Here is a 13,957-nt window from a genome sequence, read left to right as displayed (position 1 = left end):
ATGCGCATCTCCGAGGTCAGCCGCCTGACCGGTGCCAGCGCCAAGGCCATCCGACTGTACGAGGCGCGCGGCCTGCTGCCGCCGGTGCCACGACTGAACCGCTACCGCGACTACAGCGAACAGGACGTGGCCTGGGTGCAGCTGATCCGCCAGGCGCTGGGGCTGGGTATCACGCTGGCGGCAATCTCGCGCCTGCAGGGCCGCGACGGGCGGCTCGACTGGCAGGCAGTGCTGACCCTGCTTGAGCAGCAGCGCAGCCGCATTGCCAGCGAGCGGGCACGGCTGGCGCAGGTCGAGCTCGACCTGCAGCAGGTCAGCGACGAACTGCAGCAGTGGCTGCTCTCCGGCAGCAATGACTGCGTGCTGGAACCCAGCGGCTGCACGACCCAGGCTTGACTCTGCCCTTGGGGCAGACCGCAGCCTCGCGCACTTTCCATTGCCCGAGGTTGCCGTGTCCCGTTCCATCCTGATCCTGCTCGGCCATCCCGACCGCGACAGCCTGTGCGGCGCGCTCGCCCAGCGCTATGCCACGGCCGCCGAGAACGCCGGCCACCGGGTGCGCCTGATCGCACTGGGCGACCTTGAATTCGACCCGGTGCTGCGACACGGCTACCGCCAGATCCAGCCACTGGAAGCCGATCTGCAGGATGCCGCCGATGCGATTGAAGCCTGCGATCATCTGGTCCTGGTCTACCCCACCTGGTGGGGCGCGATGCCGGCCCTGCTGAAGGGCTTCTTCGACCGCGTGCTGTTGCCGGGGTACGCCTTCCGCTACCGGCGCGATTCGGTGTGGTGGGACCGGCTGCTGGCCGGGCGCAGCGCGCGGGTGATCACCACGCTGGATACGCCGCCCTGGTACTACCGCTGGATCTACCGCGACCCGGGCATCACCCAGATCCGCGCCCCCCTCCTGGAATTCTGCGGCATCCGCCCTGTGCGGGTCAGCCGTCTCGGTGCGGTGCGCAGCAGTACCCCAGCACAACGCAGCAAGTGGCTGGCGTTGGCAGCAGAGCTGGGTTCACGCGCCAGGTAGATCCACGCCATGCGTGGATGAAATGCCGGCCACATTCCATGTGTCGCGTTTGCCAATTGACCGCCAGGCACCGCGCCTCAAGGCTGTAGGCACTTCTTACGGCCCAGGCAAAGCCCATGAAATCCTCGACTGTCTTCAGCAAGTGCGCCAGGAAGACCGGCTTTTCCGGCACGTCGACGACCCGCTACCGCTTGCTGGATGCCGCCCTGCTTGTCGTCAATCACCAACGCGCCAGCGAAAGCCGGGGCTTCTATGTGAATGCCGGGCTCTACTTTCCAGAACTGCTCGCGTATCCCCTCGCGCCTGACGACCTTGAAACCGCCTTCAGATACCGCTCCAGCATTCCCACGCCTCATGTCGACTGGCGGATCGAAGAGACGCCCGGCCTGCGCCGGGCTTTTATCCAGCAGGATCTGGATGATCTGCTGGAGGCCGGCAATCGCGATGGGATGAAATGCCTGCTGCTCGATGCCCTTGCCGACGTGGCGGGCTTCGCGACAACCCATGGAAACAGGGAGTCGGTGCGGCGATTGAATCAGGACGGAAGTTTCCGCGCGATCATCCGTAGAGAGGTTTGAATCCAGCCGAGGTCCGGTAGATCCACGCCATGCGTGGCGGCCATGCGTGGCGGAAAACCCACAGTAGATCCACGCCATGCGTGGATGAAGCCCGCAAGCGTGCGAACCAAGGTTCGCACCCACCAGGGCAGGAAAAGCAGCGTCAGTGCTGCTTCGGCGGCGTCGGCCCGCAGCTGTCGCAACCGCCACAGGCACCACCACCGCCCGTCGCCGGCGGCGCGATTTTCCGCCCCAGCGCCTGCAGCCAGGCAGCGCGGCCCGGCTTCAGCAGGGCCAGCGCCAGCGCCCCGCGCAGCCTGCGCACGGTGCCGGGGAACTGCTTCTTCAGCACCACCCAGGCACTGACCAGCACGGCCACCGCGATGATCAGGTACTGCAGCAGCAGGCCGGTATCCATCAGCCGCCTCCCAGTGCCTTGGTCACCTGGTAGGTGATCAGCGCCGCCACGTAGGCCGCCGCGAACAGGTAGAACGCAGCGAAGCCCATCTGCTTCCACGAGTTGGTCTCGCGCTTGATGGTGGCCAGCGTCGAGATGCACATCGGGGCATAGATGTACCAGACCAGCAGCGACAGTGCGGTGGCCAGCGACCAGCCATCGCTGATCAGCGGGGTCAGCGCCTGGCTGGCGGCATCGTCATCGGCTGCGGACAGCGCGTACACGGTCGCCAGCGAGGACACCGCCACTTCGCGCGCGGCCAGGCCCGGAATCAGCGCAATGCAGATCTGCCAGTTGAAGCCCAGCGGCGCGAAGAACACCGCCATCGCATGGCCGATCTGGCCCGCATAGCTGTAATCGATGGCCGGCATGGTGGCGCCGGCCGGAGCCGCCGGGAACGACAGCAGCACCCACAGCAGGATGGTCAGCGCCAGGATGATGCCGCCGACACGCTTGAGGAAGATCATGCCGCGCTCGTACAGGCCGACCGCCAGGTCGCGCACGTGCGGCAGGCGGTATGACGGCAGCTCCAGCATCAGCGGGTGCTCGCTCTTGTCGCGGCGCCACTTCTTCATGATCCACGACATCGCCAGCGCACTGAGGATGCCCGCCGCGTACAGGCCGAACAGCACCAGGCCCTGCTGGTTGAACACGCCCCACACCGTCTTCTGCGGAATGAATGCACCGATCAGCAGCGCGTACACGGGCAGCCGCGCCGAGCAGGTCATCAACGGCGCCACCAGGATCGTGGCCAGGCGGTCACGCGGGTCCTGGATGCTGCGCGTGGACATGATGCCCGGCACCGCGCAGGCGAAGCTGGACAGCAGCGGGATGAACGAGCGGCCGGACAGGCCGGCGGCGGCCATCATGCGGTCGAGCAGGAACGCCGCACGCGGCAGGTAGCCGGATTCCTCCAGCACCAGGATGAAGAAGAACAGGATCAGGATCTGCGGCAGGAACACCACCACGCCACCCACACCGGCGATGATGCCGTCAGTCAGCAGGCTGGCCAGCGGGCCTTCCGGCAGCACGCTGCCGACGAAGGCACCAAGCCAGGCGAAACCGGCCTCGATGCCGTCCATCAACGGTGTCGCCCAGGCATACACCGCCTGGAAGATCAGGAACATCACCACCGCCAGGCTGATCAGGCCGAACACCGGGTGCAGCAGCCAGCGGTCCAGCGCGTCGTCGACTTTGGCGGTCCGTGCCGGCATGCGCACGGCCACTGACAGGATCTCGCGCACCTTGGCGTGGTAGTCGATGCCACCTTCCGGGCCCGGCACCGGCGCATCCAGGTGCGGCACCATCGCATCGAGGCGCTCGACCAGGGCCTTGGCGCCCTGCTTGCGCACCGCCACGGTTTCCACCACCGGCACGCCCAGCTCGCGCTCCAGCGCGGCCACGTCCACCTGGATGCCACGGCGCTGGGCCGCATCGACCATGTTCAGCGCAACCACCATCGGCTTGCCCAGCTCGCGCAGTTCCAGCGCGAAGCGCAGGTGCAGACGCAGGTTGGTGGCGTCGATCACGCACAGCAGCACGTCCGGTGCAGCCTCGCCCGGGTAGAAGCCCCGGCACAGGTCACGGGTGATCGCCTCGTCCAGGCTGGCCGGGTGCAGGCTGTAGGCACCGGGCAGGTCGAGTACGGCGAACTCGCGGCCGGACGGCGCGCGCAGGCGGCCTTCCTTGCGCTCAACGGTGACGCCGGTGTAGTTGGCAACCTTCTGCCGGCTGCCGGTCAGCTGGTTGAACAGCGCGGTCTTGCCACTGTTGGGGTTACCGACCAGCGCAATGCGCAGGGGCGCGGTAGAAGTTGCAGCGGTCATGCGCGACGCTCCTGGCGGTTGGCGTCGACCACGACGCGCTTGGCTTCACTGATCCGCAGCGCAAACCGGGTGAACCCGACCTGCACCAGCAGCGGCTCGCCACCGACCGGGCCCTTGGCCACCAGGCGCACTTCCTCGCCCTTCACGAAACCCAGCTCGCGCAGGCGACGGGCGATGGCATCGTTGGCATGGAGGTCCTGCACGGACTCGACCACGGCCGAGGCGTGCAGCGGCAGTTCGGACAGCGTCATCTAGCGCATTCTCTGCTGGATGTAAATGGTTCTCGATTCTAACATTCCCGCGTCGCGTCATGGCCCATGACCAATGGCCCGCTATGATCCATACAGGTATGGAGTGACCCTGGAATCCCATGAACGATGCTTTGCAGATCGAGCGCAGCGGCGCCGTCCTCACCCTCTGGCTGAACCGGCCCGAGCTGCACAATGCCTTTGACGCCGGCTTGATAGCGCGGCTGACCGGCGCCCTCGAAGCCGCCGGACGCGACGACGCGGTGCGCGCGGTAGTGGTGGCCGGCCACGGCGCCTCCTTCTCGGCCGGCGCCGACATGCACTGGATGCGTGGCATGGCCGCCGCCAGCGAGGCCGACAACCGCGAGGACTCGCTGGCCCTGGCGCGGCTGATGCGCACCCTGGACGAGCTGCCCAAGCCGACCCTGGCCCGGGTCCACGGCGCGGCCTTCGGTGGCGGCGTCGGCCTGGTCGCCTGCTGCGACATCGCCATCGCCAGCACCGCGGCCCGCTTCGGCCTGACCGAAAGCCGGCTCGGCCTGCTGCCGGCGGTGATCTCGCCCTACGTGATCGAGGCCATCGGCCCGCGCCAGGCCCGTCGCTGGTTCGCCACCGGCGAGCATTTCGACGCCGAGACTGCGCTGCGCATCGGCCTGGTCCACCAGCTGGTCGAGCCGGAACGCCTGGACGAGGCCGTGCAGCGCCAGCTGGCCCTGCTCGACAAGGCCGGCCCGATCGCTTCTTCCAGCGCCAAGCAGCTGGTGCGGCAGGTGCGTGACAGCCATGACCGCGATGCCCTGGATCGCGATAATGCCGCCCTGATCGCGCGCCTGCGGGTGTCCGCCGAGGGCCAGGAAGGCCTGGGCGCCTTCCTCGACAAGCGCGCGCCCCACTGGGTCACGGAAGCCTGAACATGCTCGATCATCTTGGTTTGACCAGCGCCGACCTGGCGCGCAGCAAGACCTTCTTCCTGCAGGCGCTGGCGCCGCTGCAGATCGGCGTGGTGATGGAAGTCACCGCCGAACAGACCGGCGCGCACGACCACATCGGCTTCGGCAGCGAGGGCAAGCCGTTCTTCTGGCTCGGCAATGGCGGCACCGCCAGCCACGGCGTGCACGTGGCCTTCGCCTGCGCCAGCCGCACCCAGGTGGACGCCTTCCATGCCGCTGCCCTCGCCGCCGGCGGTCGCGACAACGGCGCGCCGGGCCTGCGCCCGTGGTACCACCCCGACTACTACGGCGCCTTCGTGCTCGACCCGGATGGCAACAACATCGAGGCGGTCTGCCACCGCCCTGCCGACGAGGTGGCCGCATGAGCGACTACGTCCGCATCGTCGAGGTCGGCCCGCGTGACGGTCTGCAGAACGAAAAGCAGTCGGTGTCCACCGCCGACAAGATCGAACTGATCAACCGCCTGTCGGCCACCGGCCTGCGCAGCATCGAGGCGACCAGCTTCGTCAGCCCGAAGTGGATCCCGCAGCTGGCCGATGCCGCCGAGGTCTACGCCGGCATCCAGCGCCGGGCCGGCATCCACTACCCGGTGCTGGTACCGAACGAACAGGGCTACGACCGCGCCCGTGCGGTGGGCGTGGAGGAAGTGGCGGTGTTCACCGCCGCTTCGGAGGCGTTCAACCGCACCAACACCAATGCCGGCATCGACGAATCGCTGGCCCGGTTCGAGCCGATCCTGCGCCGCGCCGCCGCCGATGGCGTGCGCGTGCGCGGTTACGTGTCCACCGTACTCGGCTGCCCTTACCAGGGCGAGGTGCCACTGGCCGACGTGGTGCGGGTGGCGCGCGCCCTGCACCAGATGGGCTGTTACGAAATCTCGCTGGGCGACACCATCGGCGTCGGCACCCCGCGCAAGGCACGGGCGATGCTGCAGGCGGTTGCCGCCGAGATTCCAATGGCGGCACTGGCCGTGCACTTCCACGACACCTACGGCCAGGCCATTGCCAACATCGCCACCTGCCTGGAAGAAGGCGTGCGCGTGGTTGACAGCGCGGTGTCCGGCGCCGGTGGCTGCCCGTATGCCAAGGGCGCCAGCGGCAACGTCGCCAGCGAGGATGTGGTCTACCTGCTGCAGGGCCTGGGCCTGGACAGCGGCGTAGACCTGCCGGCACTGGCCGAGACCGGCCGCTGGCTGGCCGGTCTGCTCGGCCGCGCCACTGCCAGCCGCACCGGCCAGGCACTGGCCGCCGCCGGCTGACCGCTGCACTGCGCCGCCCTGCACCGGCGGCGCAGTGCACAACAGCGGCGGTCACGGCTTCCGTTAGAATCGGCGGTTCTCGAACCTGCAGGACCGTTCAATGCAGCTGTCTTCCGTACGTGCCGTGATCACTGGCGGCGTCTCCGGCCTCGGCCTGGCCGTGGCCCAGCACCTCGTCGCCCAGGGCGGCAAGGTGGCCCTGTTCGACCTCAACGACGACAAGGGCGCAGCCGCCGTTGCCGGGCTGGGTGCCGACAAGGCCCGCTATTTCAACGTCAACGTCAGCGATGAAGCGGCCGTTTCGGCAGCCATCGACCAGGCCCACGATTTCCTCGGCGGCCTGAACGTGGCGATGAACTGCGCCGGCATCCTCGGCGCTGGCCGCGTGCTGGGCAAGGAAGGCCCGATGCCGCTGGCCGGCTTCCAGGGCACGGTGATGGTCAACCTGGTCGGCAGCTTCAACGTTGCAAAGGCCGCGGCCAACCGCATGCAGCACAACGAGGCCGGCACCGACGGCGAGCGCGGCGTGATCATCAACACCGCCAGCATCGCCGCCTATGAAGGCCAGATTGGCCAGGCCGCGTATGCCGCCAGCAAGGGCGGCGTGGTGTCGATGACGCTGCCGATGGCGCGCGAACTGTCGCGCTTCGGCATCCGCGTCAATACGATTGCTCCAGGCGTGTTCTGGACGCCGATGGTCGACGGCATGCCCGAGGCGGTGCAGCAGTCGCTGGCCGCGTCGATCCCGTTCCCGTCGCGCCTGGGCAAGCCGGAAGACTTCGCCAGCCTGGTCGGCTTCATCCTCGGCAACACCTACCTCAATGGCGAGACCATCCGCCTGGACGGCGCTACCCGCCTCGCTCCGAAGTGATTCCCCCCGGCGCCGGGACGGCGCCCTCCCCCAACGACCTAGATCACCATGAAAGCCAACGACATCAAGAAGGGCAACGTCGTCGAGTACAACAACGGCGTGTACCAGATCCGCGACATCGAGCGCAGCTCGCCGCAGGGTCGCGGCGGCAACGTCCGCTTCCGCTTCATCATGTACAGCGTGCCGGGCGGCAACAAGCTCGATGCCAGCTTCGATGCCGACGACAACCTGGTCGAGGTCGAACTGCTGCGCCGCCAGTCCACCTATTCGTACAAGGACGGCGATGCGTTCGTGTTCCTCGATGACGAGGACTACACCCCGTACACCCTGGACGCGGACGTGATCGGCGACGACGCCGGCTACATCACCGACGGCCTGACCGGCATCTACGTGCAGGTGATCGACGAGCAGCCGGTGGCGATCCAGCTGCCGGCCTCGGTGGTGCTGGAAGTGATTGAAACCCCGCCGGAACTGAAGGGCGGCACCGCCACCAAGCGCCCGAAGCCGGCCAAGCTCAACACCGGCATCGAAATCATGGTGCCGGAGTACATCGTCAACGGCGAGCGCGTGCTGGTGAACACCGCCACCGGCGAATTCGCTGGCCGTGCCGACTAAGCGCCTTGCGCTGATCGGTTGCCTGTCCCTGCTTGCGGCATGTTCGCCGCAGGCAGCGGACAATGCTGCCGACGCCACGCCAGCCGAACCGGCCGTGACCGCCGCACCAGCGGTGGAGGCACCGGCCGCCGTGGAGGCCATCGCCGAAGCGGAGCCCGCTACCGAGCAGCCCTCGGGCGAAGAGGACCTGGACAAGGTACGTGCAGCCGCAGGCTGTCCGGTCCCGGAGGATGGGTATGACGTCGACGACGTGCGCATCTACTGCGCGATGCCGGCCGACGTGCAGGCCTTCCTCGCGCGCGAGAACACCTGCCAGCATTTTGCCGGCGAAGAGCCGTACGACGACGAGCGTCGCCGTGAACTGGAAGAGGCCAGCGCCAAATACTGCGAAGGCCGCGAGAAGAACTTCACCGATCTGGTCGCGCGTCATCGCGGTGACTGCGCTGTCCGCGCAGCGCTGATCGGGATCAACGGCCGCTATGACCTGGACTTCGATCTCGACCTGAAGCCCTGCGGGGGCTGATCGATGCACGCCGGGCATGGCCCGGCGTCACCGATCCGCGGAATCGGGCGTTACTTCGCGCCGAAATTGCCGCAGCCGTGGTACTGGCGGGTGCCGATGGTCAGGTTCACCTTGGCCTCGAACGCCTCACCACTCATGTCGTCCTGGCAGGTGGTGCGCTGGAAGCTGAGCTTGACGTCGGTACCGTCGGACGCCTTGCCACTCCATCCGTCGGCCCCCTCGGCGGGCTTGGCCACATCGAAGCGGCGCTCGCCGTAATCGACTTCCACCTGCAGGCCCGGCGCATCGCCGTCAACGACTGCAAGCCAGCCGGGTTCATTGCCGGTGGCACGGAACGCGGCATTGCCGGCGCTGCCATCGCCTTCGGTGGCTTCGACCGCATGGCACTCGCGATCGGCCTGGCCCTTCAGGCTCAACAGGCCGTCATCGCTGCCCTTGGTCCAGAAGCTGTTGCCCTGGCCATCGCCATACTTCGCGCCCGACGCCGCACGCTCGGAGGTCATGGCGAAGGTACGTTCGCCGATCACTACCGTCGCCGCATCCTCGCCATTGAAGGTCGCGCGCACGTTCAGATCACCACACCGGTACATGGTCTCGCTGCCGGTACCGGCGCCGGTGCTGGCAGCCGGTTCGGGCGCGGCCGGCGGCGCGGCATCAGTGCCGCCCGCAGCGGGTGGCTGTGCCGGCTGGCACGCGGCCAGGACCAACCCGAGGGAGGCTGCCAACAGACTGGGGACTACACGCATGGCTCGACTCCTTGTCGACACTACAGAGATCTTCGACCCTACCACCTGCCGGTGAGCGGGGCCTGAAAGCGGCCTGACCGCACTCACGCGGCCAGCACCGCCATCGACAGCAACTGTGCGCCACTGTCGCCGGAACTGCAGGTCCAGACCCGCAGCAGGCGCAGTTTCAGCTCGCGCTCCTGGCCCTGCCCGCGCACCGACAAGCGCACGTCACTGGACAACAATGCCAGGCGTCCGCACAGCAGCGTTTCCACCGCGTGCAACTGCAGGTTCCGTACCTGCAGGCCACCGGCCAGCCAATCGCCCAGCCACGGCAGGTCGAGCATGCGGCCGCCATGGCCGTCCATCATGAACAAGGCCGGCGATACCAGCGCGGTCAGCGCATCGTGATCATTTTCCAGCAGCGCTGCGCACAGGCGCTGCTCCAGCGCCATCAACTGTTGCTCGTGCAGATCTTCAACGATGTTCCGTTCCATCCACGATTCCTTCCGGCATCGGCCGGCGCCTGCGCAGGCGCTGCGCGATCCACTGCCGCGCACCCTGCACTACTACATAGAAGACCGGCACGAAGAACACCGCCAGCACGGTCGCACTGACCATGCCGCCGAACACGCCGGTTCCGATCGCCTGCTGGGTTTCCTTCGATGCGCCCTGCGCCAGCATCAGCGGCACCACGCCCAGCGCGAACGCCAGCGAGGTCATCACGATCGGCCGCAGGCGCAGCCGTGCCGCCTCCAAGGCCGCTTCGACCAGGCCACGGCCCTGCTGCTGCAGCTGGCGTGCGAACTCGACGATGAGGATCGCGTTCTTCGCCGACAGCCCGATCACCGTGATCATGCCGACCTTGAAGAACACGTCGTTGGGCATGCCGCGCAACAACACGGCGGCGACCGCGCCGAGCAGGCCCAGCGGCACCACCAGCATCACCGCCAGCGGAATCGACCAGCTCTCGTACAGCGCCGCCAGCACCAGGAACACCACCAGCATCGACAGCAGCAACAGCCACGGCGCCTGCGCACCGGATTCGCGCTCCTGCAGCGACTGGCTGGTCCATTGCAGGGTGAAGCCAGACGGCAGCTTCTCCGCCAACCGCTCCATCTCCGCCATCGCCTGACCGGTCGACACGCCGGAGGCCGGGGCGCCGGACAGATTCAGCGCCGGGAAGCCGAGATAGCGCTGCAGCTGCAGCGGCGCCTCGGTCCAGTGCGGGGTCACCAGTTCGGACAGCGCCACCATGCCGCCCTCGCTGTTACGCACGTACAGCTTCAGCACGTCCTCCAGTTCCATCCGGTGCGAGGCGTCTGCCTGCAGGATCACCTGCTGCAACCGGCCCTTGTTGGGGAAGTCATTGACGTACTGCGAGCCCATCGCAGCCGACAGCGTGCTGCTGATGTGTTCGAAGCCCACGCCCATCGCCTCGGCCTTGGCCCGGTCGATGTCCAGCCGCACGCTGGTGCCGGCCGGCAGGCCATCGGCATGCACCTCGGACAGCAGCGGGCTGGCCTCGGCCAGCTTCAGCAGCTGCTGCAGGGCCGCGCGTAGTTCGGCCTGGCTCTGCCCAGTACGCGCCTGCAGGGCGAGCGAGAAGCCGGACGAACGGCCCAGGCTGTCGATCGCCGGCGGCATCACGCTCATCACCTCGCCCTCGGCAATCGTGGACATCGCCTTCTGCGCGGCCTCCACCTCGCCGGCCGCGGTGGCGCCTGCACGCTCGCTCCAGTCCTTGAGCATGGTGTAGGTCAGCGCCGCGCTCGGGCCGGAGCCGGAGAAGCTGTAGCCGAGGATCGACTGGTTGGAGCCGATGCCCGGACGCGAGGCCACGTGCCGCTCGTAGGCTTCGACCACGGCCAGCGTGCGCTCGGCGGTGGCTTCGGCCGGCAGCTGGATCGAAGTCATGAAATAGCCCTGGTCTTCTTCCGGCAGGAATGCGCCCGGCAACCAGTGCAGGCCCAGCAGCAGCGCCACCACCAGTGCGGCGAACACGCCCATCACCCGCCCACTGCGCTGCAGCACCGAGGCCACGCCACGCTGGTAGCGCCCGGTCATCTTCTCGAAGCCACGATTGAAGGCACCGAACAGCCCGACACGACCATGGTGTCCATGGGTATTCGGGCGCAGCAGGGTCGCGCACAGCGCCGGCGTCAGGCTCAATGCCAGCAGCGCCGAGAACAGGATCGACACCGCCATCGCCACGGTGAACTGGCGGTAGATCGCGCCCACCGAGCCGCTGGCCAACGCCATCGGAATAAACACGGCGGTCAGCACCAGGGTGATGCCGATCACCGCACCGGTCAGCTCGCGCATCGCCTTGATGGTGGCCTCGCGCGGCGGCAGTCCTTCCTCGGCCATGATCCGTTCCACGCCCTCGACCACCACGATGGCGTCGTCGACGATGATGCCGATCGCCAGCACCATGCCGAACATGGTCAGCACGTTGATCGAGAAGCCCAGTGCCAGCATCACCGCGAAGGTGCCGAGCAGCGCGATCGGTGCGACCAGCGCCGGAATCAGCGTGTAGCGCCAGTTCTGCAGGAACAGGTACATCACCGCGAACACCAGCAGCATGGCCTCCAGCAGCGTCTGCACCACCTTCTGGATCGAGATCTTGACGAACGGTGCGGTGTCGAACGGAATGCTCGACTCCACGCCGCGCGGCAGCAGCGGCGCCAGTTCGGCCATGCGCTCACGGACCGCCGACGCGGTGCGCACTGCGTTCGCGCCAGGACGCAACTGCACCCCGGCGGCGGTCGCTGGGTGGCCATCCTCGCGGGTGCCCCACGCATAGCTCTGCGCGCCCAGTTCGACGCGGGCGACATCGCCCAGCACCACCCGTGAACCGTCTGCCCCGGCGCGCAGCACGATGGCTGCGAACTGCTCCGGCGTGGACAGCTGCCCATCGGCGCTGAGCGGCACGGTGATGCGCTGGCCTGGAACACCCGGCGAATCACCGATGCGTCCGGGCGAGATCTCCAGGTTCTGCTGCTCGATGGCGGTGGCCACATCGCCCATGGTCAGGCCGTAGCCGGTCAACCGGGTCGGGTCCAGCCAAACGCGCATCGCCTGTTCGGCACCGAACAGCTGCACGCGGCCGACGCCATCGATGCGGCGCAGCTCTTCGATGATGTTGCGCGCCATGAAATCGCCCAGCGCGGCCTCGCTGACGCTGGCATCCGGCGAACGCAGGCCGACCAGCATCAGGAAGCCGGAATCGGCGGCCTCCACGAACAGGCCGTTCTGGCGCACGCTGCGCGGCAGGCGCGGCTCGATCGCCTTGATCCGGTTCTGCACGTCCACCTGCGCCAGCTCCGGGTTGGTACCGGGCTTGAAGGTCGCAGTGATCGAGGCTTCGCCGGAGGTGTCCACCGACGATTCGAAGTACAGCAGGTGCTTGACGCTGGACAGCTCGCGCTCGATCAGCCCGACCACCGCATCATTCAGCGTCTGCGGGCTGGCCCCCGGGTAGCTGGCATAGATGCTGACACTGGGCGGCGCGACCGCCGGATAGCGCTCCACGGCCAAGTGCGGAATCGCCAGTACGCCGGCCAGGATGATGAAGATCGCCAGCACCCAGGCGAACACCGGGCGATCGATGAAGAAACGTGCCATGTTGGATTTTCCTGGAGGGGCTGGCCCGGGAAAGGCTCAGCCCTTGCTGCCGGCCTGCACCGCGCCGGCGCTGGCGACCGGCACCTGCCAGTCGCGCGCATCGACCACCACGCCTTCCTGCAGGCGTTCCTGGCCCTCGACCACCACCTTTTCGCCCGCCTTCAGACCGGTGCGCACCAGCCACTGGCGATCAACGCTGCCGTCGACCTCCAGCGTGCGGATCACCGCCTTGCCATCGCCACCGATCACCCAGGCATAAGCCTGGCCACCGGCGCTGCGCAGCACGGCCTGCTGCGGCACGGTCAGCGCACTGGCCGGTGCACCCCGCGGCACTTTCGCGCGCACATACATGCCGGGCAGCAGCTGGCGCTGCGGGTTGTCGACCAGGATGCGGAGGATCACATCACCGGTACGCGCATCGACGTTGATGCCGGAGAACAGCATCTGGCCACGCTCGGGCAGCGGCTTGCCGGCGGCACCGATGATCGTCACCGGCAGCTCGCCACCACCGGCAGCACTGCGCTGCAGCGATTCCAGCTGGGCCGCCGGCTGGCGCACATCGACGTAGACCTGGTCGATCTGCTGTACCACCGCCATCGGCTCGGCATCGGCCACGCCGACCAGTGCACCTTCGGTCACCAGCGCCTGGTCGATGCGGCCGGCAATCGGCGCGCTGACCGTGGCATAGCGCAGGTCGAGCTGGCGACGGGCCAGGATCGCGCGCGCTTCATTCACCGCGGCACGGGCCTGTTCGTACTCGGCACTGGCATCGTCGCGATGCTGCTGGCTGACGGCCTGTGCCGCGGCCAGTGCATGCAGGCGCTGCGACTGCACGCGACTGCGGCCCAGGGCGGCCTCACTGCGCTGCAGCGCGGCCAGTGCCGAATCGACATCGGCACGGAAGGCCGCCGGATCGATCTGGAACAGGGCCTGGCCGGCGTCTACTTCCGCGCCCTGGTCAAACAGCCGGCGCTGCACGATGCCACCCACCTGCGCTCGGATCTGCGCGGTGCGCACGGCGGCCACGCGGCCAGGCAGTTCGTCGTCACGCTGCACCACCTGCGGGCCGACGGTAACCACGCTCACGCGGGGTGCGGCTTCGGGCGTGGCTTCGGGGGTGGAGCAGGCCGTCATGGCCAGGGCGAGGGCCGCGATCAACGCGACCGGAGTCCTGAAGGTTCTCATTGCTGTGCACAATGCCGCGCGGGCGGCTGATAGGTTCTGAAGAACCCAGTGTGCGTGGCGATGATGGGGTTTCGATGGAGGA

General features: G+C 67.9%; 16 protein-coding genes. 9 read left to right on the top strand and 7 right to left on the bottom strand.

Features of this window, described 5'->3' with window-relative positions:
- From ACZK13_RS09440 to ACZK13_RS09430, 3 genes are all read left to right on the top strand, one after another.
- Positions 1–396 (top strand): MerR family transcriptional regulator, encoded by a 396-nt coding sequence (locus ACZK13_RS09440; protein WP_032128795.1) that lies wholly within the window; start codon positions 1–3, stop codon positions 394–396.
- Between the two features lie 55 nt (positions 397–451).
- Positions 452–1,033 (top strand): NAD(P)H-dependent oxidoreductase, encoded by a 582-nt coding sequence (locus ACZK13_RS09435; protein WP_253144514.1) that lies wholly within the window; start codon positions 452–454, stop codon positions 1,031–1,033.
- A 116-nt stretch (positions 1,034–1,149) separates the two neighbouring features.
- On the top strand, positions 1,150–1,611 hold the full coding sequence (locus tag ACZK13_RS09430) for a DUF4304 domain-containing protein (RefSeq protein WP_346485290.1): 462 nt from the start codon (positions 1,150–1,152) through the stop codon (positions 1,609–1,611).
- Positions 1,612–1,753: 142 nt separating this feature from the next.
- Here the strand turns inward: ACZK13_RS09430 and ACZK13_RS09425 are convergent, their stop codons facing one another.
- From ACZK13_RS09425 to ACZK13_RS09415, 3 genes are read right to left on the bottom strand one after another with little or no spacing between them, the layout of a single operon-like run.
- On the bottom strand, positions 1,754–2,008 hold the full coding sequence (locus ACZK13_RS09425; protein WP_253144509.1) for a DUF6587 family protein: 255 nt from the start codon (positions 2,006–2,008) through the stop codon (positions 1,754–1,756).
- Positions 2,008–3,873: a ferrous iron transporter B gene (gene feoB, locus ACZK13_RS09420; protein ID WP_253144507.1), complete on the bottom strand. Its 1,866-nt coding sequence runs from the start codon at positions 3,871–3,873 to the stop codon at positions 2,008–2,010. Before feoB ends, ACZK13_RS09425 begins: the two co-directional genes overlap by 1 nt.
- Complete coding sequence (locus ACZK13_RS09415; protein WP_032128790.1) at positions 3,870–4,124, bottom strand: FeoA family protein; 255 nt, start codon at positions 4,122–4,124, stop codon at positions 3,870–3,872. The genes feoB and ACZK13_RS09415 overlap by 4 nt, the downstream gene beginning before the upstream one ends.
- A 119-nt stretch (positions 4,125–4,243) precedes the next feature.
- Here ACZK13_RS09415 and ACZK13_RS09410 point away from each other — a divergent pair, with 119 nt between their 5' ends.
- The 6 genes from ACZK13_RS09410 (at position 4,244) to ACZK13_RS09385 (ending at position 8,338) form a co-directional block, all read left to right on the top strand.
- Positions 4,244–5,032 (top strand): enoyl-CoA hydratase-related protein, encoded by a 789-nt coding sequence (locus ACZK13_RS09410; RefSeq protein WP_478482482.1) that lies wholly within the window; start codon positions 4,244–4,246, stop codon positions 5,030–5,032.
- Between the two features lie 2 nt (positions 5,033–5,034).
- Positions 5,035–5,436 carry a VOC family protein gene (locus tag ACZK13_RS09405; RefSeq protein WP_132810027.1) on the top strand — a complete coding sequence of 134 codons (402 nt, stop codon included), beginning with the start codon at positions 5,035–5,037 and terminating at the stop codon, positions 5,434–5,436.
- Positions 5,433–6,329: a hydroxymethylglutaryl-CoA lyase gene (locus tag ACZK13_RS09400; RefSeq protein ID WP_049400129.1), complete on the top strand. Its 897-nt coding sequence runs from the start codon at positions 5,433–5,435 to the stop codon at positions 6,327–6,329. The genes ACZK13_RS09405 and ACZK13_RS09400 overlap by 4 nt, the downstream gene beginning before the upstream one ends.
- A 100-nt stretch (positions 6,330–6,429) precedes the next feature.
- Positions 6,430–7,200, top strand: coding sequence for an SDR family oxidoreductase (locus ACZK13_RS09395; protein ID WP_049457458.1), 771 nt, complete (start codon positions 6,430–6,432; stop codon positions 7,198–7,200).
- Positions 7,201–7,248: 48 nt separating this feature from the next.
- Complete coding sequence (gene yeiP / locus ACZK13_RS09390; RefSeq protein WP_005409468.1) at positions 7,249–7,815, top strand: elongation factor P-like protein YeiP; 567 nt, start codon at positions 7,249–7,251, stop codon at positions 7,813–7,815.
- The gene (locus ACZK13_RS09385) at positions 7,805–8,338 is read left to right on the top strand and encodes a hypothetical protein (protein ID WP_253144503.1); all 534 of its coding nucleotides are present in this window, start codon (positions 7,805–7,807) and stop codon (positions 8,336–8,338) included. Before yeiP ends, ACZK13_RS09385 begins: the two co-directional genes overlap by 11 nt.
- Positions 8,339–8,388: 50 nt before the next feature.
- Here ACZK13_RS09385 and ACZK13_RS09380 read toward each other — a convergent pair whose 3' ends face one another.
- The 4 genes from ACZK13_RS09380 to ACZK13_RS09365 form a co-directional block, all read right to left on the bottom strand.
- Entirely contained in the window at positions 8,389–9,084 is a 696-nt protein-coding gene (locus ACZK13_RS09380; protein ID WP_125895388.1) for a COG3650 family protein, read from the bottom strand.
- A gap of 83 nt (positions 9,085–9,167) precedes the next feature.
- Positions 9,168–9,560 carry a nuclear transport factor 2 family protein gene (locus ACZK13_RS09375; RefSeq protein WP_293796829.1) on the bottom strand — a complete coding sequence of 131 codons (393 nt, stop codon included), beginning with the start codon at positions 9,558–9,560 and terminating at the stop codon, positions 9,168–9,170.
- Positions 9,541–12,690, bottom strand: a complete 3,150-nt coding sequence (locus ACZK13_RS09370) for a multidrug efflux RND transporter permease subunit (RefSeq protein WP_478482481.1) — start codon at positions 12,688–12,690, stop codon at positions 9,541–9,543. The genes ACZK13_RS09375 and ACZK13_RS09370 overlap by 20 nt, the downstream gene beginning before the upstream one ends.
- 36 nt (positions 12,691–12,726) lie before the next feature.
- Positions 12,727–13,875 carry an efflux RND transporter periplasmic adaptor subunit gene (locus tag ACZK13_RS09365; RefSeq protein ID WP_125895391.1) on the bottom strand — a complete coding sequence of 383 codons (1,149 nt, stop codon included), beginning with the start codon at positions 13,873–13,875 and terminating at the stop codon, positions 12,727–12,729.
- Between the last annotated feature and the right edge of the window lie 82 nt (positions 13,876–13,957).

The organism is Stenotrophomonas sp. 99219_Sma (assembly GCF_056480785.1).
This window is presented reverse-complemented; position numbering and strand designations above follow the sequence as displayed.

Excerpts from the sequence above, each read along its gene's own strand:
- ACZK13_RS09440 (WP_032128795.1), top strand. The coding sequence starts at position 1 with ATGCGCATCTCCGAGGTCAGCCGCCTGACCGGTGCCAGCGCCAAGGCC.
- ACZK13_RS09430 (WP_346485290.1), top strand. The coding sequence starts at position 1,150 with ATGAAATCCTCGACTGTCTTCAGCAAGTGCGCCAGGAAGACCGGCTTT.
- ACZK13_RS09425 (WP_253144509.1), bottom strand. The coding sequence starts at position 2,008 with ATGGATACCGGCCTGCTGCTGCAGTACCTGATCATCGCGGTGGCCGTG.
- feoB (WP_253144507.1), bottom strand. The coding sequence starts at position 3,873 with ATGACCGCTGCAACTTCTACCGCGCCCCTGCGCATTGCGCTGGTCGGT.
- ACZK13_RS09415 (WP_032128790.1), bottom strand. The coding sequence starts at position 4,124 with ATGACGCTGTCCGAACTGCCGCTGCACGCCTCGGCCGTGGTCGAGTCC.
- ACZK13_RS09410 (WP_478482482.1), top strand. The coding sequence starts at position 4,244 with ATGAACGATGCTTTGCAGATCGAGCGCAGCGGCGCCGTCCTCACCCTC.
- ACZK13_RS09405 (WP_132810027.1), top strand. The coding sequence starts at position 5,035 with ATGCTCGATCATCTTGGTTTGACCAGCGCCGACCTGGCGCGCAGCAAG.
- ACZK13_RS09400 (WP_049400129.1), top strand. The coding sequence starts at position 5,433 with ATGAGCGACTACGTCCGCATCGTCGAGGTCGGCCCGCGTGACGGTCTG.
- ACZK13_RS09395 (WP_049457458.1), top strand. The coding sequence starts at position 6,430 with ATGCAGCTGTCTTCCGTACGTGCCGTGATCACTGGCGGCGTCTCCGGC.
- yeiP (WP_005409468.1), top strand. The coding sequence starts at position 7,249 with ATGAAAGCCAACGACATCAAGAAGGGCAACGTCGTCGAGTACAACAAC.
- ACZK13_RS09380 (WP_125895388.1), bottom strand. The coding sequence starts at position 9,084 with ATGCGTGTAGTCCCCAGTCTGTTGGCAGCCTCCCTCGGGTTGGTCCTG.
- ACZK13_RS09375 (WP_293796829.1), bottom strand. The coding sequence starts at position 9,560 with ATGGAACGGAACATCGTTGAAGATCTGCACGAGCAACAGTTGATGGCG.
- ACZK13_RS09370 (WP_478482481.1), bottom strand. The coding sequence starts at position 12,690 with ATGGCACGTTTCTTCATCGATCGCCCGGTGTTCGCCTGGGTGCTGGCG.
- ACZK13_RS09365 (WP_125895391.1), bottom strand. The coding sequence starts at position 13,875 with ATGAGAACCTTCAGGACTCCGGTCGCGTTGATCGCGGCCCTCGCCCTG.